The sequence below is a fragment of the Acinetobacter sp. ANC 4178 genome, assembly GCF_004331175.1.
In the GTDB taxonomy this organism is placed as follows: Bacteria; Pseudomonadota; Gammaproteobacteria; order Pseudomonadales; family Moraxellaceae; genus Acinetobacter.
Window position 1 is genome coordinate 471,715 of record NZ_SJOD01000001.1, and the last position, 21,132, is coordinate 492,846.

25 protein-coding genes and 1 tRNA gene are annotated in these 21,132 nt (G+C 40.0%); 8 read left to right on the plus strand and 18 right to left on the minus strand.

The features are described 5' to 3' along the window. Positions 1-141: 141 nt before the first annotated feature. A complete protein-coding gene (locus E0H87_RS02200) occupies positions 142-1,584 on the plus strand; it encodes a sensor domain-containing diguanylate cyclase (protein WP_131321991.1) in 1,443 nt (480 codons plus the stop codon). Positions 1,585-1,623: 39 nt separating this feature from the next. On the opposite strand, the gene E0H87_RS02205 is transcribed toward E0H87_RS02200, so the two are convergent. Next, entirely contained in the window at positions 1,624-1,806 is a 183-nt protein-coding gene (locus tag E0H87_RS02205; protein ID WP_131321993.1) for a hypothetical protein, read from the minus strand. A gap of 206 nt (positions 1,807-2,012) precedes the next feature. Here E0H87_RS02205 and E0H87_RS02210 point away from each other — a divergent pair, with 206 nt between their 5' ends. Beyond that, positions 2,013-3,248, plus strand: coding sequence for a pyridoxal phosphate-dependent aminotransferase (locus tag E0H87_RS02210; protein ID WP_131321995.1), 1,236 nt, complete (start codon positions 2,013-2,015; stop codon positions 3,246-3,248). An 84-nt stretch (positions 3,249-3,332) separates the two neighbouring features. On the opposite strand, the gene E0H87_RS02215 is transcribed toward E0H87_RS02210, so the two are convergent. After that, positions 3,333-3,740, minus strand: a complete 408-nt coding sequence (locus tag E0H87_RS02215) for a GFA family protein (RefSeq protein ID WP_131322492.1) — start codon at positions 3,738-3,740, stop codon at positions 3,333-3,335. 215 nt (positions 3,741-3,955) lie between these two features. Here E0H87_RS02215 and E0H87_RS02220 point away from each other — a divergent pair, with 215 nt between their 5' ends. Together E0H87_RS02220 and E0H87_RS02225 are read left to right on the plus strand one after the other, a co-directional pair. Next, the gene (locus tag E0H87_RS02220; RefSeq protein WP_131321997.1) at positions 3,956-4,201 is read left to right on the plus strand and encodes a hypothetical protein; all 246 of its coding nucleotides are present in this window, start codon (positions 3,956-3,958) and stop codon (positions 4,199-4,201) included. Between the two features lie 100 nt (positions 4,202-4,301). Next, the gene (locus tag E0H87_RS02225; protein WP_131321999.1) at positions 4,302-4,736 is read left to right on the plus strand and encodes a PaaI family thioesterase; all 435 of its coding nucleotides are present in this window, start codon (positions 4,302-4,304) and stop codon (positions 4,734-4,736) included. A gap of 48 nt (positions 4,737-4,784) precedes the next feature. Here E0H87_RS02225 and E0H87_RS02230 read toward each other — a convergent pair whose 3' ends face one another. Beyond that, the gene (locus E0H87_RS02230) at positions 4,785-5,231 is read right to left on the minus strand and encodes a hypothetical protein (protein ID WP_131322001.1); all 447 of its coding nucleotides are present in this window, start codon (positions 5,229-5,231) and stop codon (positions 4,785-4,787) included. Positions 5,232-5,478: 247 nt separating this feature from the next. Between E0H87_RS02230 and E0H87_RS02235 the strand changes: the two genes are divergently transcribed. From E0H87_RS02235 to E0H87_RS02245, 3 genes are all read left to right on the plus strand, one after another. Continuing rightward, positions 5,479-5,554: transfer RNA gene (locus tag E0H87_RS02235), tRNA-Asn, on the plus strand. A gap of 94 nt (positions 5,555-5,648) precedes the next feature. After that, entirely contained in the window at positions 5,649-5,876 is a 228-nt protein-coding gene (locus E0H87_RS02240) for a hypothetical protein (RefSeq protein ID WP_131322003.1), read from the plus strand. Then, positions 5,837-6,706: a hypothetical protein gene (locus E0H87_RS02245; protein WP_131322005.1), complete on the plus strand. Its 870-nt coding sequence runs from the start codon at positions 5,837-5,839 to the stop codon at positions 6,704-6,706. Before E0H87_RS02240 ends, E0H87_RS02245 begins: the two co-directional genes overlap by 40 nt. Positions 6,707-6,747: 41 nt before the next feature. Here the strand turns inward: E0H87_RS02245 and E0H87_RS02250 are convergent, their stop codons facing one another. The 11 genes from E0H87_RS02250 to E0H87_RS02300 form a co-directional block, all read right to left on the minus strand. Beyond that, on the minus strand, positions 6,748-7,404 hold the full coding sequence (locus tag E0H87_RS02250; RefSeq protein WP_131322006.1) for a tRNA-(ms[2]io[6]A)-hydroxylase: 657 nt from the start codon (positions 7,402-7,404) through the stop codon (positions 6,748-6,750). A gap of 22 nt (positions 7,405-7,426) precedes the next feature. After that, on the minus strand, positions 7,427-8,152 hold the full coding sequence (gene pdxJ / locus E0H87_RS02255; protein ID WP_131322007.1) for a pyridoxine 5'-phosphate synthase: 726 nt from the start codon (positions 8,150-8,152) through the stop codon (positions 7,427-7,429). 13 nt (positions 8,153-8,165) lie between these two features. Then, positions 8,166-8,876, minus strand: coding sequence for a DNA repair protein RecO (recO, locus tag E0H87_RS02260; RefSeq protein WP_131322008.1), 711 nt, complete (start codon positions 8,874-8,876; stop codon positions 8,166-8,168). A 10-nt stretch (positions 8,877-8,886) separates the two neighbouring features. Next, a complete protein-coding gene (locus E0H87_RS02265) occupies positions 8,887-9,084 on the minus strand; it encodes an NF038104 family lipoprotein (RefSeq protein ID WP_131322009.1) in 198 nt (65 codons plus the stop codon). A 34-nt stretch (positions 9,085-9,118) separates the two neighbouring features. Then, positions 9,119-10,147, minus strand: coding sequence for a GTPase Era (gene era, locus E0H87_RS02270; RefSeq protein ID WP_131322010.1), 1,029 nt, complete (start codon positions 10,145-10,147; stop codon positions 9,119-9,121). Positions 10,148-10,153: 6 nt separating this feature from the next. Then, positions 10,154-10,846, minus strand: a complete 693-nt coding sequence (rnc, locus tag E0H87_RS02275) for a ribonuclease III (protein WP_131322011.1) — start codon at positions 10,844-10,846, stop codon at positions 10,154-10,156. Continuing rightward, positions 10,818-11,192, minus strand: a complete 375-nt coding sequence (locus tag E0H87_RS02280; protein ID WP_131322012.1) for a DUF4845 domain-containing protein — start codon at positions 11,190-11,192, stop codon at positions 10,818-10,820. Before E0H87_RS02280 ends, rnc begins: the two co-directional genes overlap by 29 nt. A gap of 23 nt (positions 11,193-11,215) precedes the next feature. Continuing rightward, positions 11,216-12,043: a signal peptidase I gene (gene lepB / locus E0H87_RS02285; RefSeq protein ID WP_131322013.1), complete on the minus strand. Its 828-nt coding sequence runs from the start codon at positions 12,041-12,043 to the stop codon at positions 11,216-11,218. 21 nt (positions 12,044-12,064) lie between these two features. Then, complete coding sequence (gene lepA, locus E0H87_RS02290; protein WP_131322015.1) at positions 12,065-13,882, minus strand: translation elongation factor 4; 1,818 nt, start codon at positions 13,880-13,882, stop codon at positions 12,065-12,067. A 172-nt stretch (positions 13,883-14,054) separates the two neighbouring features. Next, a complete protein-coding gene (locus E0H87_RS02295; RefSeq protein ID WP_131322017.1) occupies positions 14,055-14,507 on the minus strand; it encodes an acyl-CoA thioesterase in 453 nt (150 codons plus the stop codon). Positions 14,508-14,672: 165 nt separating this feature from the next. After that, the gene (locus E0H87_RS02300) at positions 14,673-16,052 is read right to left on the minus strand and encodes a Do family serine endopeptidase (protein ID WP_131322019.1); all 1,380 of its coding nucleotides are present in this window, start codon (positions 16,050-16,052) and stop codon (positions 14,673-14,675) included. A gap of 229 nt (positions 16,053-16,281) precedes the next feature. On the opposite strand from E0H87_RS02300, the gene nadB reads away from it, so the two are divergent. After that, positions 16,282-17,922 carry an L-aspartate oxidase gene (gene nadB, locus E0H87_RS02305; RefSeq protein WP_165493928.1) on the plus strand — a complete coding sequence of 547 codons (1,641 nt, stop codon included), beginning with the start codon at positions 16,282-16,284 and terminating at the stop codon, positions 17,920-17,922. A gap of 86 nt (positions 17,923-18,008) precedes the next feature. On the opposite strand, the gene E0H87_RS02310 is transcribed toward nadB, so the two are convergent. The 4 genes from E0H87_RS02310 to pabC all read right to left on the minus strand — a co-directional run bounded on the left by E0H87_RS02310 (position 18,009) and on the right by pabC (position 21,011). Then, positions 18,009-18,434: a PaaI family thioesterase gene (locus tag E0H87_RS02310; protein ID WP_131322493.1), complete on the minus strand. Its 426-nt coding sequence runs from the start codon at positions 18,432-18,434 to the stop codon at positions 18,009-18,011. Between the two features lie 89 nt (positions 18,435-18,523). Next, positions 18,524-19,123 (minus strand): dTMP kinase, encoded by a 600-nt coding sequence (gene tmk, locus E0H87_RS02315; RefSeq protein WP_131322023.1) that lies wholly within the window; start codon positions 19,121-19,123, stop codon positions 18,524-18,526. A gap of 3 nt (positions 19,124-19,126) precedes the next feature. Next, on the minus strand, positions 19,127-20,191 hold the full coding sequence (mltG, locus tag E0H87_RS02320; RefSeq protein WP_131322025.1) for an endolytic transglycosylase MltG: 1,065 nt from the start codon (positions 20,189-20,191) through the stop codon (positions 19,127-19,129). A gap of 7 nt (positions 20,192-20,198) precedes the next feature. Next, positions 20,199-21,011 carry an aminodeoxychorismate lyase gene (pabC, locus tag E0H87_RS02325; RefSeq protein ID WP_131322027.1) on the minus strand — a complete coding sequence of 271 codons (813 nt, stop codon included), beginning with the start codon at positions 21,009-21,011 and terminating at the stop codon, positions 20,199-20,201. Between the last annotated feature and the right edge of the window lie 121 nt (positions 21,012-21,132).

Here is a 21,132-nt window from a genome sequence, read left to right on the forward strand (position 1 = left end):
TCAGACAACCCCATTTTATGGCAATTTTAATGCCAAAATCATCACAAAATACGATTTAAGGCTTTTATTAATCACATGATTTAAAAATGAAAAAATTATCCCTATACTAAGCTCAACTTAAATAATAAATATGAGCAATTCATGGAATTACTCGATTCCTCAATTTTTGAATTATCCCCCATCGCCATGTGGCTAGAAGACTTTAGCGAGGTCAGAAAACAATTTGATCTTTGGCGAACGCAAGGCATCCAAGACCTCCAACAATTTTTACTCGAAGATGAATCACGCGTTTTAGAGTGCGCACGTAAAATTAAGATTCTGAAAGTCAATGCAAAAACTTTGGCGCTATTTCAAGCCCATGACTTAACGCACTTACAACAAAATCTGGATCTTATATTTAAGCAAGATATGGCCAAAACCCATATTCAAGAACTCCTGAGTTTATGGGACGGACAGACTGAATTTATCAGTAGTACAGTCAATTACACCATTTCAGGACAACGCTTAGATATTCAACTACGCGGTACAGTGATTCCAGGCCATGAACATGATTTATCCCTGTTATTAATCACCACTGAAGATATCACCCCATATAAAACCGCCTGTCGATTAGAAGAAAAAAATCGATTACTGGCTGAATCAAGATTTAAGTATTCTCCCACGTCTTTGTGGGTCGAAGACTTTAGCCGAATCAAATATCGGCTTGATCAATTGAGAAACATGGGCATTCAAGACTTTCAAACCTTCTTGGATGTACATCATGATTTTATTCTGCAATGTATTCAGGACATTATTATCATTGATGTTAACCAAGCAACGCTTGATTTATTTGGCGCGGCCGACAAAGACATTTTGTTTAAAAGTACCCATAAAATTTTTGCGAAAGAAATGGTGCAAACCTTTCGAGAGCAATTGATTGAATTATGGAATGGTAATATTCATCATCAACGGGAAGCCGTGAATTATGCCCTTGATGGCAGTATCCGACATGTCTTACTACAATTTACCGTTTTTCCTGACTACAAAGATGATTGGAGCATGGTGCAGGTTGCACTGACCGATATTACAGCACGAAAAAAAGCTGAAAATTATCTGGAATATTTAGGCAAACATGATGTCTTGACCAAACTCTACAACCGCTCATTTTATACCGAAGAAATGAACCGTTTAGAACGCAGTCCCATACGCCCTGCCTCGTGTATTTTTCTGGACATGAATGGCTTAAAAGAAGTCAACGACAGCTTAGGACATGATGTTGGTGATGGACTGCTTCGGCGCATGGGCGGAATATTAAATCAACTCATTCAAAACACCTTATATTCCGCTTCCCGAATAGGTGGTGATGAATTAGTGGTGCTTTTACCAGGTGCAGATGAAGCCGCATTACAAAACTGCCTGCAAAGTTTGCAAGAGCTGTTACATGTCGACAATCAATTTTATGCCAGTCAGCCGATTAGCCTCGCAATAGGTCATGCAACAGTCAAAGCACATGAACGTATTGAAGACATGCTTAAACGCGCAGATCAAATGATGTATCAGCACAAACAACACTATTATGAGGACAATGAACGTCGAGCACGTTAATTTCCCCATAAAAAAAGAAGTGCATATGCACTTCTTTTTTTAACGCTTACCCATCGAACGTCGTGTACCACGTGGTGGCATCCAAGTTCGATCTGCATATTGCTCAGGTTTTGGGCGCACCTGATTATGTGCGACATCATCGTCAGTACCTTGCTCAGCATTTGGCATTGGGAATGGGAGATTCACCAAAGGTTTTTTAGAAGTAGGCTGTTGCTTACTCATGACCATCACTCTCATCAAATTGGGCTTATTTTAAAGTTTTTTTCATAAAGATGCGAGAAACTTCCTAATTCTGTACATTTTTGAAGATGATACTTCGAAATTGAATTTTTTTATGTGTTTGAGCTTATTTTAAACGACGTAGTCATTGTTTTTAGGCTAAGATAATGTGCTTTTTATTTTTTACCCCCTTAAGAAGGAATAACGCCGTGGACGTACGTCTATCTGATCGTGTAAATGCCATCAAACCGTCCCCTACACTAGCTGTGACTAACAAAGCTGCTGAACTTAAAGCTGCTGGTAAAAATGTCATTGGTTTGGGAGCTGGTGAACCAGATTTTGACACCCCGCAACACATCAAAGATGCTGCTATTGCAGCAATTAACAACGGTTTTACTAAATATACCGCTGTAGATGGTACGCCAGGCCTTAAAAAAGCAATTATTGCAAAACTTAAACGCGACAATAACCTTGACTATGCAGCAAACCAAATTTTGGTTTCTTGTGGTGGTAAACAATCTTTCTTTAACTTGGCATTGGCTTTGTTAAACAAAGGTGACGAAGTAATTATTCCTGCGCCATTTTGGGTAAGCTATCCAGACATGGTAATTATTGCTGAAGGCACACCTGTCATTGTGAAATGCGGTGAAGAACAGCGCTTCAAAATCACACCAGAACAATTAGAAGCGGCAATCACTGAAAAAACACGTTTAGTGGTACTGAATAGCCCATCTAACCCAACAGGCATGATTTATACTAAAGCTGAACTTGAAGCTTTGGCAGATGTATTACGTCGTCACCCACAAGTATTTGTTGCATCTGATGACATGTACGAACCAATCCGTTGGGATGATGAGTTCTACAACATTGCAACTGTTGCCCTAGACTTATATGACCGCACAATTGTATTAAACGGTGTCTCTAAAGCCTATGCAATGACTGGCTGGCGTATTGGCTATGCAGCGGGTCCTGCAAAAATCATTGGCGCAATGAAAAAAATCCAATCTCAATCAACTTCTAACCCAACTTCAATTTCGCAAGTTGCGGCTGAAGCTGCATTGAATGGTTCTCAAGATGTACTTAAGCCAATGATTGAAGCTTTCAAACGTCGTCATGACTTAGTCGTGAATGGCTTAAATGAAATCAATGGTATTTCTTGCTTACCTGCTGATGGCGCATTCTATGCATATGCCAACATTCGTCCGTTAATTCGCGCAAAAGGCTTAAAATCTTGCACAGAATTCTCTGAATGGTTATTGGAAGAAACTGGCGTAGCTGTAGTGCCTGGTGATGCATTCGGTCTTGGCGGTTTCATGCGCATTTCTTATGCAACTGCTGATGAAGTGCTTGTAGATGCGCTTGCACGTATCAAGAAAGCTGCTGATTCAATTGAAGGCGTAGACGCTGCAATTGCATCGATTGAAGCTGAAAAAGCAGCAAAATAATCTCACTCATTATTTTGTAAAAAAAGAGCTCTACAATAGTTGAGCTCTTTTTTATTTCTATATCTTGTCACTATCGACAGATATTTAGGGGTTAAACATTGCAACAACTTCCGCCTCTGTTAGTTTTTTAGTTGGCTGACTCAGTGAATAAAAATCAGGTTTATTATCAATATAAATTTCCATGTCTAAACTCAGCTCTTTAGGCAATTCATCCAGTGCAAACACATTAATATTACAATAACCATGATCTTGCATCCGCCAAAATAATGTTGTTCCACATTGCTTGCAAAAACCACGCTCACCCCATTCCGATGATTTAAAGATTCCCAATTGATCTTGATTTTGAAAAACCAAACTGCTTGGTTCAACATCAATGGTCATGAGCAAACCACTACTTTGTCGACGACAAAGTGAACAATGGCACACATGAACCTGAAAATTCATTAGATCCACAGTAAATTGCGTTGCACCACATAAACACTGCGCCTGCATTTTCTTCACGTTTATATCTTCCTTAGTATTGTTTTAGTTTTGATCAATTGATATTAAACAATAACTTTTATCATTTCACTGTTTAAACTTTATAAATGAATGTAAATCTTATTTATTTTTATGAATCAAACATTTCGCAACATATTAGGCATAGTAACTCATGATCCGATCTTCTAAGATACGCTCACACACAGCTAAACGCCTATGAGTTCATCATGCGCTATAAGATTATCGATGTATACCGACAACAGAATATTAAACGTTACATTGCTAAATGCTTAAAAGCCCGCTCTCCTCAATTTATTGTCATCGAAAGTGCGCTCACCCTTTGTCGTGACATCGACATCGTAGATGTTGACCTCAACTCTGATCAAGCTACATGGGCAACAGGTGAACGTATTTCATTGCATATTTTAACAGGTGCAGACAGCCTAGATAAAATTTATGAATTAGATGCTTAAAGCGGTTTTTCCAATTTTTTCTTGACTTGATTTTCCTTAGGGGATTATCTTTACCATTAAGTTCCTTTTTAGAACTAAATAAAATAAGTAAGGATTTCCAATGAATATTCAAGAAATGACAGGGTTACAGTTACTTGAAGCCATGTGTACTGGGAAGGTTCCCGCACCGAGTATCAGTGAAACCATTCCAATGGCACCCTACAAAGTCACACTAGGCAGCATTCACTTTAAAGCCAAAGCTGATCATCGTCATTTAAACCCTTTAGGTGGCGTGCATGGTGGTTTTGCAGCAACCGTACTCGATTCCGTTACAGGTTGTGCTATTCACTCCATGCTAGAAGCGGGTGTTGGCTACGGTACAATTGATCTGAATATTAAAATGTGTCGCCCAATTCCTCAAAATAAAGACCTAATTGCAATTGGTACGGTCATCAACATGAGTAAAAACTTAGGCATGTCTGAAGGAAAAATCGTGGATGAAGAAGGTAAACTTTATGCCCACGCCACAGCAACCTGCATGATTATTCGCGCTTAAAATGAAATGATTGCACAACACCACTCTGTGTTGTGCAAATGCACGTGTTTAAGCATGATGATAATTTTTTTGCACAGGTTTCAATTTAAACTGCGGTGCAGATAACGCTTTGTAGTAGCAATAATATTTCAAGGTATGCTCTAACTGAATAGTGCATGAAGCATGCTGTGGTTTCGACCAAGCTTGGGCCTGTAATGGTTTTGACCAAAGCTGCCCTTCTAAAGCATAAATATAGACACGCTCTTGCGCTTCAGTCTGAGTCGAAAAGTATGATTCAATCCAAGTTTGGCGTGTAGACTCGACCAACCACTTTTCAGAAAACCATAATTGAAGTAAATCACCCAAATACAATTGTACTGTAGCAAATGGACGAACAGATACAAATGCACCTTCCACAGCCGTGTAATACAGCTCTGGTTGCTGAATCAAAGATAGATAATTTTCTTGATAATATGAGAATTGAGAAAAAATTTCAGGGATGCTGAGCGTATTCATTCGCTTACTCCGATTTAGCCATTTTAGTGCTGGCAAGTTGGTTTAAATCCACACAGTTGAGGCTTATACCCCAACAACTTTCTTTAATTAATCTAACAATGCTTTTTTTAAAGTACAAGCCAAAAGTTAATTTTCTCTTTAAATTCTCGCTGTTTGCTCAAATATAAAACATACAACTATAAAATCCATATTTTTATATCACTAATGCTTGACCTACTTTAAAATCTGCTTATAATCGCATTCAGATTCTCCAATAGCTCAGTCGGTAGAGCGACGGACTGTTAATCCGCAGGTCCCTGGTTCGAGCCCAGGTTGGAGAGCCAAATACAAAGAAGCCCGCGGCATAAAAGCGGGCTTTTTTATGTCTAAATAATGAAAAACAAAACATCTCATATCTTTATAAAAAAAGCACGATATATGAATGCAAAAAATCAACAAGCCGTACTCAGGCTCAAAATTGTGATCGTTGTACTCCTCAGTTTTCTTATTCTGATCAGTCTTGTCTTAATCAGTTGTCATCCGCAAGGTAAAGTCGAAAAACTCAGCACCACCCCTCCTGTCTTGTATGATGCTCTTACCAATCAACCCATTCCCACCACACAACAATGGCTGATCCCCGCTCAAACACGATTGAAACCAATTTAAAACTGACTGAATTAGCCAAAAGTTTAGGGGAGCACGCTTGGCTTAGCCCCTCATTCACATTTAATAATCAAAGTAGCCAACTCCATTTTTATTTGGATTTTGGTGGACAACAAAGCTCTCGCAAAGATGCTGAATTCTATGTGCTGCCAATCTGTACCAATGGAACATTAACGCAAGCCTGTATATCCCTATCATCTCAATCCACTTCCACTCCAATTTTTAATTTCAACACGGCTAATAACACTGACTATCAAGCAATCCAAACCAATAAAGCTTGGTATTTTTATGGACATAGTGATGCCTATGTACTTCCAATTACATACTCGCAACAATTACAATTTTTAGTGAATGCCCAAATTCCAACAGGTTATCAAAACGGTTGGCTTAGATTAAGCTTTAATGAAAACGCAATTACACCCAAACTGGCGAATTTCTTCTTGAGACGTAACAAGCTAGCTTATTTTCCATTTTTATTACTTTTAATTCCCTTACTCGCTGCCTATCTCTATCGTATAGACAAAGGATTTCAAAGCTATCGGAATCTTTCTATTGGGTTATTGGTCTGTGGCTTGTTTGCCATTCATAGTGTCATTTGGGATTTGCACTACATGGTTTTCGGCTGTTTTATAATTAGTTTATCGGGTGTGCTTTATGCTTTCTCTAGAGCCTTATACACGCTTTTTTATGGGGTTGGAGCACTAATGATTGCAGTCTATGCACAACAATTTTATGCTGGATTTAATACAGCCTTTTTCATGCAAACTGGTCTCATTTTCTTGATTGGTCTTGGACTTTTTTTTCCGCTCACCGGATTAAATACAATCCAATAAAATCATGGTGCTTCATATTATTGAAACACCATGATTACACATTACGCTGCTGTTACGACTGGAATACCGCTATGAAAACGGAAAGTTTCATCTGGCGATAAAATCAGATTTTTTTCAACTTCACGGATATGTTCAATGCGTTGCTGAATATCCTCTTGCGGATTTTTTAGCTTTCCTGTTTCTGCAACCTCTAAAGCCAAAGCCAAGTAGTCTTCAAAATGCCGTGATTCGGATTTGAGTAAGTAACGGTAATAACGCCCTAACTCATCATCCACACATGGAGCAAGAGCATAGAAACGCTCACACGAACGTGCCTCAACAAAAGCCCCAATAATCAAAATATCAATTAAAGCTTCTGGCTCATAAGTACGCACTTCCTTACGCAAACCACCTGCATAGCGCCCCGCACTTAAGTTTGACCACTCTTGGCCACGCTTCTTCATAAACTCAAGCACTTGCTCATAATGCAGCATTTCTTCACGCACCAATTGAGCCAGTTTCACCTGTAAATCTGTAAAGAAGCTATAACGGAACATCAGGTTCATTGCTGTACCTGCTGCTTTTTTTTCACAATTGGCATGGTCTTGCATTAAAATATCAAGATGATCCAATGCTTCGTCCAACCAAGCTTGTGGCGTAGTACAACCCAAAAAGCCAATGACTGGCTTCATGAGTTCTTCATAATTTATATTCGACATATTTGAATCTTAAAATAGATAATCAACGCGCAGCTTTAATCACTGCTTTCATTTCTTGAACTGCTTGCGCCAACCCGACAAATACGGCATCTGCAATCAAAGAATGACCAATATTCAATTCATGAATCTCAGGAATTTGCGCAATCGGAGTAACATTTTCCAGATTCAAACCATGACCCGCATTTACCACCAAACCCTTTTCAGCAGCATAGCGTGAAGCTTTCACAATACGCTCCAACTCGTGTTGCTGTGCTTCAGGCGTTTCAGCATCCGCATAAGCCCCTGTGTGAATTTCAATGGTGGGTGCACCGCAAGCAACAGCAGCATCAATTTGAGCAAAGTCAGCATCAATAAAGAGTGAAACATCACACCCTATCGCAATAAGTTCTTGTGTCGCTGCTTTGACATCATCAAAATGACCAACCACATCCAACCCACCTTCTGTGGTTACTTCTTGGCGCTTTTCTGGTACAAAACATACATGCTGTGGCTGAATCTCTTTCGCAAATGCAATCATTTCAGGCGTTACAGCAAGCTCTAAATTCATGCGGGTTTTTAACACTGGACGCATACGACGTACATCATCATCTTGAATATGACGACGATCTTCACGCAAATGCAGTGTAATCCCTTCAGCACCCGCTTGCTCACAAATTAAAGCAGCATTAACTGGGTCTGGATACGTTGTTCCACGTGCTTGTCGCAAAGTTGCAACATGGTCAATATTTACACCAAGCAAAGCAGCCATCATTTTTTCCTAATCACGTTTTAGATTGAGTGTTTTGAATCCAGAGTTGGCGACTTTTCAACGGTCGATCTCCCAACAAGGATGTAATCATTTGCCTATAGAGCTTCGACAACAATTGTAACTGTTCTAGGCTAAATTCCCTACCACTTTCATAATCCCGCATACTCAGAATTTGCTGCCCCAATAGCGTAGAAGATGAAGCACGAACAGTTGGAATAAAGCCATCATTTAACTGAAAAGCATAATTTTGATGTGATTGAATTTCAGCCTGATTTGCATCTATTGTAAAATCAAGTGGATAACCCAACTCTTCCAATAATGCATGCTCAAATTGTCGAAGGATTTGTTTTAAAAACAATGCTGGATTAGCTTGATGACTGAGTGTTTGTAAATGCTGAATAGTCAAGGAATATTGACGAAAAGTCTCAGGCATTTCGACTTCAAGCGGGCATAAACGCAATAAAATTTCATTTAGATAAAAACCAGAAAAAAAGGCATCGCCAAAAAAGAAAATGGGATGGTGCATAATTTCAAGTTTACTGAAATTTTTGAGTTCAGACTTTCCCGACGCTTGCAAACGCAATGGCTGGTATTGTGGTGGCGGGGTTTGTCTTAAAATACCATCAACTCGCCCGTGCTCTTGAGTAAATAAATGCACAATATGACTACGTTCACGGTATTTTCTATGGTGAATTAAATAACCATGCAGTACTTCATTGCGCATGAGGAATTAACTAATCTTTTTTATCTTTATCATTCTGTTCGCTGTTCTCATCATCCCCATCTGGGATAACAGCACCTACCACTGCTGCGGTTCCTTTCACCACACCTTTTGTGGTTTTATACGCAATCTTTACAGGGACAGTGACGATCTTGTAGATACAACCTTGCAAAAATAACATACAAGCTATAACTGCAAATACTTTGACCATCACACGATCCCTATAAAATTTGTTTTATCAAAACTTAGATATCGCTATAACCCAAGCTTTTCAGTGCTCGCTCATCGTCTGACCAGCCACCTTTCACTTTCACCCAAAGGGTAAGCATGATCTTTTGTTCAAACATTTTTTCCATATCAATACGGGCATCCATACCGATTTTCTTGAGCTTAGCGCCTTTTTCACCAATCACAATCGCTTTTTGGCCGGGACGGTCTACAAAAATCGTTGCATCAATATATGTACACGCTGGCTTTGGACGACCTGTTTTTTCATTCACCGTTGCTTCTTCAGTCTTAAATGACTCAATTTGCACAGTTAAATCATAAGGTAGTTCCTCACCCAACTGACGCATAATCTTTTCACGGATAATTTCTGACGCCAAGAAACGCTCAGAACGATCTGTAAGTTGATCCAATGAATACATTGGCGGTTGGAAAGGTAAATATTTCTCAATCGTATCGCGTAAATGCTCCAAGTTTGCCCCACGTAGTGCAGAAACTGGAACAATCTCAGCAAAATTCATCAATTTTGCGCGTTCTTGAATTAAGGGTAGTGCATGGTTTTTATTTTCGAGTGTATCAATTTTATTGATCACCAAAATCACTGGCATCTCTGCATTTTTAAGTTTTTCCAAAACGAGCTCATCGTTTTGAGTCCACTTATCTGCATCCAGAACAAACATAACTAAATTTACATCACGCAATGCAGAAGACGCAGCACGGTTCATCATTTTATTGATGGCACGTACTTCTTTTTTATGCATCCCTGGCGTATCAACGAATACCGCCTGAGATTTTTCACGCGAGTCAATACCGACAATTTTATGACGCGTGGTTTGCGGCTTACGTGAAGTAATCGAAAGTTTTTGTCCCAGCAAGTGATTCATCAATGTTGATTTACCCACATTCGGGCGACCAACAATTGCAACAAAACCACTTCTGAAATCAGAAGGAATCGTGGTGCCTTGTTCACTAAAAAACTGGCCAATTAAATCATTAGTGTCGCTTTGCGACTCGTGATCAGCATCGATGTGATCGGAAGAATTTGACATGGCAGATTACTGCTCCAAAAGTTTTAAAATATCCGCCGCTGCAGCTTGTTCTGCAAAACGACGACTTGAACCTTCACCCTTAAATAGTGGTAAACCTTCGACCGTACAGTTCACCTTGAAATGTTGGTTAGGCGCATCCCCTTGTATATCAACCACTTCATAAATAGGAAGTGGTTTCTTACGTGCTTGCAAATACTCTTGCAAGCGTGATTTAGGGTCTTTCAGTTGGTCTGTCGGTTCGATATGGTCTAAATAAGGTTCGTACCATTTTAGCACGATACGCTCTAATACCGTTAAGTCGGCACAATCAACATAAATTGCTCCAATAATGGCTTCAACAGTATCTGCCAAGATCGATTCACGATGATGTCCACCCGACTTTAACTCACCTGTACTTAAAATTAGGCTGGTACTGAGTTTTAAATCATTTGCGATTTTACCCAATGCTTCCTGTCGAACCAAAGTCGCACGCATACGCGTTAAACGCCCTTCATTTTCATATGGATAAGCATGGTACAAATAATTGGCGATGATCATTCCTAACAACGAGTCACCTAGAAATTCTAAGCGCTCGTAATTATATTTATGGCTTACCGAACGGTGCGTCAAAGCAAGCTGAAGTAGCTCCGCTTGCTTAAACTGATAACCTATCCGACTTACCAAGCGAATATCACTTAGTTTGGGCTGACCTTTGATCAAAACTTTTCTCAAACTTTAACACTAAATCAATATTCAGTAAGAAAGGCTTTCTTACCTCATAACTCTTTTTCACTTGTAAACCATCAACATTTGTCACTTGAGCAATATCCTCGAATTTTATATCGCGAACATTGTTCATATCTAAACGCTGCCCCATTTGACTTGAAAATTTCGACGGACTGATATCAGCAGGACTACTTTGCAGTAATTCTGTAATCTGACTATCAATCACACGATCATCCCAATAGGGTCCCCAAACTGCAATTGCGACCTTTGCTAAAAAAGCAAAGCCAATAATTGCAATTAAAATACCAATATATGATGCACCCTTTTGATTTCGACGCATTTTTTATTTTCCATTTTGGTCAATTAATCAATTTTGCCATTACGGCTAAATGACGGCAGTTTAAAACCTGGCTCTTTATGCATCCAAACATAAAATGCTCGCCCAGTTAAGTTCTCTTCAGGCACAAATCCCCAAAAACGACTGTCAGCACTTTGATCACGATTGTCCCCCATCGCAAAGTAGTGCCCTTTAGGAACTTTCACTTCCCAATATAAACCATTTTCAGTTGAGTATTTACCATTTTCAATATAATTAATAAATGGTGCTTGACGAGCAACATTCACCCCTTCCAACTCACGCATGGTAAAGGTGTGTTCACCCAAAGTTTCTTTATGATAAATTGAAGTCGGTGTATCTAAAGCATCTTTTTCACGACTAAACTCAACAGGAACTTTCGCAACTTTTTTCCCATTAATCGTGAGTTGACCATGATCATAAACAATATGATCACCAGGTAAACCCACAACGCGCTTGATATAGCTAATCGTCGGTTGAGGTGGATAACGGAAAACAATGACATCACCACGTGATGGCTCACCCACATCGAGAATTTTCTTATTCACAATCGGCAAACGCACACCGTAGTCAAACTTATTCACCAGAATAAAGTCACCTGTTTCTAACGTCGGCACCATAGAGTCCGATGGAATATTAAATGGCTCATATAGGAATGAACGTAGAACCAAAACCACCGCCAATACAGGCCAGAAATCATAAGCCCATGTAATAATGAAATTTTCATTACCCCTACCCTTGGTTTGTCTTTGTTTAAATACAAACTTATCCAGCAACCACACCAAGAAAAAAATCAGTGTGGCAGGCACGAGTATTAAATTAAAATCAAAATCCATGAGCTAAACGACCTCTAATTCTTATCTTTCTACTTTCAACACAGCCAAGAACGCTTCTTGCGGGATTTCTACACTACCCACTTGCTTCATGCGTTTCTTACCTTCTTTCTGTTTAGAGAGAAGTTTCTTCTTACGCGAAACATCACCACCATAACATTTAGCCAATACGTTTTTACGCATCGCTTTTACAGTTGAACGGGCAATAATCTGCGCACCAATTGCAGCCTGAATGGCCACATCGTACATTTGACGTGGAATCAAATCTTTCATTTTTTCAACGAGTGCAATACCGCGATGGCGTGCATCTTGACGGTGACAAATCATGGCCAAAGCATCAACTTTTTCACCATTAATTAAGACATCAACCTTAACCAAAGCTGAACTCTCAAAGCGCACAAAGTTATAGTCTAGCGAAGCAAAACCACGTGAACATGATTTCAACTTATCAAAGAAGTCCATAACAACTTCCGCCATTGGGATTTCAAAGGTAATCGAAACTTGGTTCCCCAAGAATTTCATATCTTTTTGTATACCGCGACGCTCAATACATAAGGTCATCACGTTACCCAAGTATTCTTGCGGAACAAGGATATGACATTCAGCAATTGGCTCACGTAAATCTTCTACCGTAGATCCATCAGGCATTTTTGATGGGCTGTCGATATAAATCGTTTCGCCTTTTTTGGTTAACGCTTCATAAATTACGGTTGGCGCAGAACTAATCAGGTCAAGGTCATATTCACGTTCAAGACGCTCTTGAACGATTTCCATATGTAACATGCCCAAGAAACCACAACGGAAACCAAAACCTAAAGCATCTGAACTTTCTGGTTCAAAGAACAATGCCGAGTCATTGATTTGTAATTTTTGCAACGCTTCACGGAATGGTTCAAAATCACTTGAATCAATTGGGAAAAGACCCGCATACACCTGTGGTTTAACCTTTTTGAAACCCGGTAAGATAGCGACTTCTGGCGTTGCTGCAAGTGTGATGGTATCACCTACTGGTGCACCAAAAATATCTTTAATCCCGGCAATTACAAAGCCTACTTCACCCGCTTCAAGCATGTCGGTATCAGTATGTTTAGGATTAAACACACCTACTGAAGTCACAGGATGTGTTTGTCCTGTCGATTTCACCAACATTTTGTCGCCCTTACGGATACGACCTTGTTTAATACGAACGAGGGATACAACGCCTAAATAGTTATCAAACCAAGAGTCAATAATTAAGGCTTGCAATGGCGCTTCACGATCACCTACTGGTGGAGGAATCACATCGACTAAACGCTCAAGTACACCCTCGACACCCAAACCAGTTTTTGCAGAACAGGTAGGAGCATCTGTCGCTTCAATGCCGATAATTTCTTCAATTTCGTGAATAACGCGCTCTGGTTCTGCTTGCGGTAAATCAATTTTGTTCAAAATTGGCAAAACTTCTAGGCCTTGCTCAATTGCGGTATAGCAGTTTGCAACCGATTGTGCTTCAACACCTTGTGCAGCATCTACAACCAATAACGCGCCTTCACAAGCCGCTAAAGAACGAGACACTTCATAAGAAAAGTCGACGTGCCCAGGCGTATCAATGAAGTTCAATTGATATTCTTGCCCGTTTGGATGTGTGTAATACAAGGTTACAGACGCCGCTTTAATGGTAATCCCACGTTCGCGTTCTAACTCCATTGAGTCCAAAACTTGGGCTTGCATTTCACGATCTTGTAAACCACCACACATTTGAATAAAACGGTCAGCCAAAGTCGACTTACCATGGTCAATGTGAGCAATAATCGAAAAATTTCGGATGTTATTGATATCAACGGATTTTTTAGCTTGCGCCATGAGTTACCTTAAGAAAAAAATAGTGCCAAGTACAAAGCAGAGGTACTAAGCGTAAGCGGTTAAACAAATTGCTGCCGATTATAGCAGATTGCAAAAATGAAAAAGTGATAAATTCGTTTAAACGTTCAGGTTTTTAAGTCTGTACATTTTTCAAACATGCGCGCATAGGCTTTTAAACCGTAAAGCGCTGTGAAAAATCTAATGGATTTATCTGATCATTTAAGGGTTGATACGCTTGCGAAAATGTCGGCGAAATACGTTTAGGTCGTCCTGTTGCAATTTCCACACAAGCCCATTTGGTCTGACCCATAAATAGCACAGCTTGATCGGCTGGTCGGTAAAAAACATACTGACGAAATAAATACATACTATTGATGTCGCTTAGCCATGTCCGCAATACAATTTCGTCATTCAATAAAGCTGCTTTGCGATATTGCACATGATGCTCAACTGCGACCATGGCATGTTTGAGTTCTAAATACTGCTGAATACCCAAACCTAACTGGTCAATATGTGCCGTTGCGATATCCTGCATCCACTGCACATAAACCACATTATTGACATGTCCCAACGCATCAATATGCTCTGGTTTTACCGTCAAATTTAAATCAAAAATCGCGCTCATTAATTTGTTTGTCCTGTCCATGGTTACGTTAAAGTTTAAAAAACCATGTTGATGCTTTTCACACTTAAGTTGATTCGGCTGCGTGAACACCAGCCAAAAAAAAGTCAGTCTAAACTGAATAGACTGACTTTTTCCAGTTCATGTCATGATTTCACATCAAGATGCTTAAATACGCATCCCTAAAATAGCCCGCTGTCCTTCACGAATCAGTGAAACACGCACAATGCTCTCTTTCTTTAAACCTGAAACGGTTTTGATGAAATCTTTCGAATTATTGATGGTTGTATTGTTTAACTGTGTAATGACATCACCCGGTAAAATCCGTGCTTGAGATGCCACCCCACCGCGCATCACGTCTTGAATCAATATGCCACCTTTAATATTCAGTTGCGCTAATTCGGCTGGCGATAAATCACGAATTGCCACACCAATTTTTGGTCCAGCACTTTCTGCGCCCTGATCCACTTTAGCAGGCGTATCATCTGGGGCAGTGGTTAAGGTTGCAGAAATATTACGGGTTTTATCATCACGTAATACTCCAAGTTGAATGGTTTGATTTGGTACAGAACGGTTTAAATAATTAAGGAGTTCTGAAGTGCGTGAAATCGCTGCACCATTGTACTTCAACACAATATCACCTGTTTTTAGACCTGCTTTTGCTGCGGGTGAATTTGGTGTTACGTCGGTAATTAAAGCACCTTCTGGTTTCGGTAAATTGTAAGATTCTGCCAAGTTACGATCAATATCTTGCATCATAACGCCCAGATAAGAACGAGTCACTTTACCATTCTTCTTCAACTGGTCTGCAATATCCATAGCAACATCAATTGGAATGGAGAAAGACAAGCCCATGTAGCCGCCCGTTCCACTAAAAATACGCGAGTTCACCCCAACCACTTCGCCCCCTTGGTTAAACAGGGGGCCGCCTGAGTTACCCGGGTTTAATGCAACATCGGTTTGAATAAATGGAACTGATGTTTCACCCATCATATTCCGCATTTTGGCACTGACAATCCCTGCCGAAGCCGAATAATCAAAACCAAATGGAGAACCGATGGCCAATACAGGTTCACCCACTCTTAGTTGATCGACATTACCCGTTTTGAGAGCAGGAAATTGATCCCCTTTCACTTTAAGCAATGCCACATCGGTACGTTCATCACTACCAATGACTGTTGCATCTAACTCACGACGATCATTCATCATAATGGTGACTTTAGAGGCATTTTCGACTACATGATGATTCGTCAGTAAATAGCCATCTTTACTGATAAAAAATGCACTGCCATAAGCCGTTTTTTCTTGTGGGGCTTGCTGCTGCGGAATAATGACCTGATTACCAAAAAAACGACGCAAAATTTCTGGTACTTGTTGTTGCATAATTTCTTCTTGGGTCATTTTTTTGACCACATTCACGCTCACCACCGCAGGACTGACTTGCTCAACTAAATTAGAAAAATCCACTGCTGGCGCGGCTTGAGTTTGTACTGCCACCATTGTAAAAACCGCAGCATACATTCCTTTTTGTAAATAGCCACTTTTCATAAAACTCATTCACTCAATTATTGTTACGTATTAGACAAAAAATTTTTATCATAAAACTTGTGATTCTTGCGTAATAATATGTTCAATTATGTTTTAGCAAAACAAGTACTTATTTTTAGATGAAGTTATAGCAACTTGATTGCTTTTTCTGATAAGCACTCGACTATTTTACACTTGCCTTTTATCTCAAAAAGCGTTGTCATTACCAAACTTTTTTTAAAATTAGCTGATGGAAATGTCTAATTTAAGCTCAACGCATCAATTTGATGTGATTATTGTGGGCAGTGGTGGCGCAGGTTTAAGTTTAGCACTGTCATTACCTCATCATTTCAATATTGCAGTTTTAGCAAAATCGACCCTAACCGATGCCAGCACTTATTATGCACAAGGCGGGGTTGCCGCTGTTCTGGATGAAACGGATTCCATTCAACAGCATATTGATGACACCATGATTGCAGGCGCGCAGTTATGTGAACTTGATGCGGTCAAACAAACTGTTGAAGGGGGAAAACCCTCTGTTGATTTCCTGCTTAATAACGGCGTGCAGTTTACTTTAGATGAACAATCACAGTTACATTTAACCCGTGAAGGCGGTCATTCACAGCGCCGCATTATTCACGCAGCCGATGCAACTGGGCGTGCGATTTCGACCACGCTGGTACAACGTGCACAAGAAAAAAACAATATTACGATATTTGAAAACTTTATTGCGATTGATTTAATTACTTCGCAAAAACTTGGTTTAGATGAATATCACAATCGTGCGCTAGGTCTATATGCACTCGATGAAAAAACTGAATTAGTTCATACGTTCTTAGCACCTTTTACCGCATTGGCGTGTGGCGGTGCAATGAAAGCCTATCTGTATACCTCAAACCCTGACATCGCGACTGGTGATGGGATTGCCATGGCGTATCGAGCAGGTTGCCGCGTGGCAAACATGGAATTTAACCAGTTCCATCCTACTTGTTTATACCATCCGCAAGCTCGCTCATTCCTCATCACCGAAGCCATGCGTGGTGAAGGTGCTTATTTAAGATTGCCTGATGGTGAACGCTTCATGTTGCGTTTTGATGAACGTGCTGAACTGGCACCACGCGATATTGTTGCCCGTGCCATTGACTATGAAATTAAACGTTTAGGTATCCGTCATGTCTGGTTAGACATTACCCATAAACCAGAAGCCTTCGTCAAAGAACATTTCCCGACGTTGTATGCTCGATTACTCGAATTAGGCATTGATATCACTAAGGAAATGATTCCTGTTGTTCCTGCTGCACACTACACTTGTGGTGGCGTGGTGGTCGATGAACATAGCCAAACCGACATTCAAGGTTTATATGCGATTGGTGAAACCTCTTATACGGGTCTGCATGGTGCCAACCGTATGGCAAGTAACTCTCTACTGGAGTGTTTCGTCTATGGCATGAGTGCTGCTGAACATATTGAATCGCATTATGTTGAAAATTATAGTTCGCCTCAAATTCCAGAATGGGATGATTCCCAAGTCATGAATCCAGATGAAGATGTAGTCATTTTGCAGAACTGGGATGAATTGCGTCAAACCATGTGGAACTATGTGGGCATTGTCCGTACCACCAAACGCTTACAACGTGCTTTACACCGTATTGAAATGCTCAAGCGTGAAATCACTGAATATTATGAAGATTATCAGGTCAGTAAAAATCTGATTGAACTGCGTAACTTGGTGTTGGTTTCAGAAATGATTGTACGTTGTGCTATGGAACGTAAAGAATCTCGCGGGCTACATTTCACTTTAGACTATCCTGAACTGGCGTCTGAATTACGAAAAACAGTACTCACGCCTCCAAACTTCCAAATTGAAACACCTTTGGTGAATGCTGAATAAAATACGGCAGGTACAGTTATTTTGAACTGTACCTGCCCATTAAAATGTTCTAGTTATCACTCAATTTTAACAGTAATTATTCAATCTTATGATGGCATTCGCTGTGGCGGTACTGAATATGTTCCTGTCACATGTGCCACAGGTTCATCTTCATCAACCGAATAAATCCAAACTTCTCCCACAATAAGGGCTTTGCCAACTTTCATCAGTTTACATACTCCGCGCAAGTCTTGCGAAGCTGCGGGTTTACGCAAAAAGTTAATGTTTAAATTGGTGGTCACGGTTAGCCCAACAATGCCAATTTCCCCAAGGATTGCAATATACAAAGCATAATCTGCAACCGTCATCATGGTCGGTCCTGAAACCGTACCACCGGGACGCAAATCTCGATCATCAATATGATAAATGACCGTTGCACCCCGATCAGTAATCGATTCAATCTCGCATTTTTCTAAACTTTGCGGAAAATGTTGCATCAAAAACTGAATAATTTGAGCTTGTTTACTTTGCATATTCATTGCGTATTCTTGTCCTACTTCCCTATTCGATCATCACTATAAAAGATTATTCAGTGTTCGACACTAGGAAAATTGATCAACAATTACACCAAATATGACAAAGCTTGTGCAAAAACTTGTTCTGGTGTCTGTGTCGCATCTAAACGTTTCATACGTTCAGGTTGCTGCTCCCAAAGCGTTTGGTAACCCGCACGAACTTTATCAAAAAAGCTGACTTTCTCTTGCTCAAAACGATCTAAAGCACCACGTTCACGCGCACGCGCCATACCAGTTTCGATTGGAGCATCTAACCAGAAAGTAATATTTGGCATATGTGAAACAAAATGATCGTTTAATAAATTTAATTTGGTTTGATCCAAGCCACGTCCCGAACATTGATAAGCAAAACTTGCATCGGTAAAACGGTCGCATAAAACAGTTTTACCCACTTGCAAGGCAGGTACAATGACTTGCTGTAAATGCTGTGCGCGTGCGGCATAAATCAATAATAACTCGGTATCATTGGACATTGATTCATCATGATTCACTGCCAATAGTAGGCTGCGAATCTGCTCAGCCATTGGTGTTCCACCCGGCTCACGCGTTAAAACAACTTCTATGCCTTGCTGTTGAAAATGCTCATGAATTTTACGAATGAGAGTGGTTTTCCCGACACCTTCTGTGCCTTCAAAACTAATAAACATGTTTCACTCCTGCTTCGATTTTAAAACGGATAAATATTCTTTGACGGCACGATTATGCTCTTCCAAAGTTGCACTGAATTTATGTCCACCATTGCCTGTGGCAACAAAATAAATCGTGTTGGAATCATCTGGATGCATTGCTGCCTCAATCGCTTTTTTACTTGGTAAAGCAATAGGCGTTGGAGGCAAGCCACTCATGGTATAGGTATTATAAGCGGTCGGTGTTCTTAAATCTTGACGGGTGATATTGCCTTTATATCGATCTCCCATTCCGTAAATAACCGTTGGGTCGGTTTGCAAACGCATGCCTTTTTGCAAACGACGTACAAAGACACCTGAAACTTGCTGTAACTCACTGTCCAAACTGGTCTCTTTTTCAATAATCGACGCCATAATCAGCGCTTCATATTTATTGTTATAGGGTAGATTAGGAGCACGATTTTCCCAAGCCTGATCCAGATTTTTCATTTGACGACGGTACAAGTCTGTCAAAATTTTCTTATCAGATTCACCTTTGTTAAAGAAATAGGTATCTGGTGCAAATAAACCTTCAGGGTGCGAAAATGGAATATTTAAAGCTTGTAGCATCTCTGCTTGCGGTAGATTTGAAACCTCTTTTTTTACCAATGGATTCTGTTGTAATTGCTCTACCAATTGTTTAAAGGTGGTGCCTTCAATCACTAAAACACGATTCATCTGCGCATTTTCAGCATTAGAAATAAACTCTAAAACCTGACGTACACTCATACCCTGATCAATTTCATAAACACCCGCTTTTAAGCTCTCGTGAATCATGATTTTTTGATAAAGCTTTAAAATCAAAGGGAAATGAATCTTATTTTCTTTTGATAGTCGATCAATCAAACCCGAATAGCTATCCCCCTGACCAATCGCTAAAAGTTGTTTTTTACCTTCTACTGGATAAGTCTTAAATAAACTCGACCAAAGAATACCGATGACAACGACTAGAAATAGCCCAATAAAAATTCCCCATTTTTTAGCGGAGAATTTTGCTGTTGGCGTGCCTTTTTTCGCAGGCTTTTTTTTCGGTTTTGGTTTACTGCTCATAATAAAATTAGGCTATCTGATTCAATTCTAGGATATTAAAAAGTTCAATACAGGGTTCAACCATTAATGTTTGCTGATCTAACACTGTGGCAATTTTCATGGGCTGCAAGGCATTACAGAAAAATAGACTTTGTATATCTACTATCTCTTCCGAGTTAACCAAACGCTGTTCGCATGGAATATCTTGCTGCTGCATACGACGTAAAATTTCTGCGCGCATGACGCCATGCACGCCATTATAACGAAGTTCAGGCGTAATCCATGTGTCATTTATGCGAAAGAAACAATTACTGCTTATCCCTTCAACAACTGAGCCCTGTACATCCAATACCAACGCCTCTAGCCACCCGTGTTGATCGGCTTCTTGTTTAAGCATGACCTGTTCTAAACGGTTTAAACTTTTTATGCCAACCAAGTTTGGCATACTTAACCCCATAACACCCTGCAAGACGCCAGACTGAATTTTCTGGTAATGAAATATTTCGATAGTTTGGGGATAGAAAAACACCCAGACGTCGGCAACATGGTCGGGCAGACTATAGCCGCGTTGTCCATCTCCGCGGCTAATGACAACTTTTAAAGTCCCATTTAGACACCCAAAATCTTGCTGCATTTTCACTAAAGTTTCAGCAATCAAAGCTAAGTTTGCATTAAGCAATAAACGCTCACACGCCAACTGTAAACGCGCGTAATGTAAGCTTTCTAGCCCAATTTGATTATTCACAATTCGCGCAGTCGTAAAGCAGCCATCGCCATAATGAAAAGCACGATCAAGTAAGGTAACGTTCGTAACTTCCTGCGCATTCTTAAAACAAAGCATAACTACTCCCCCAAAGATCCTGCTGTAGTTTAGGGACTAGATTATCTAACTTATTTCTTTTTTATTCATATCAAATTCGTTTTTTATTATTTTTTTTGCAAAAAACACGGCGCTATTCTTT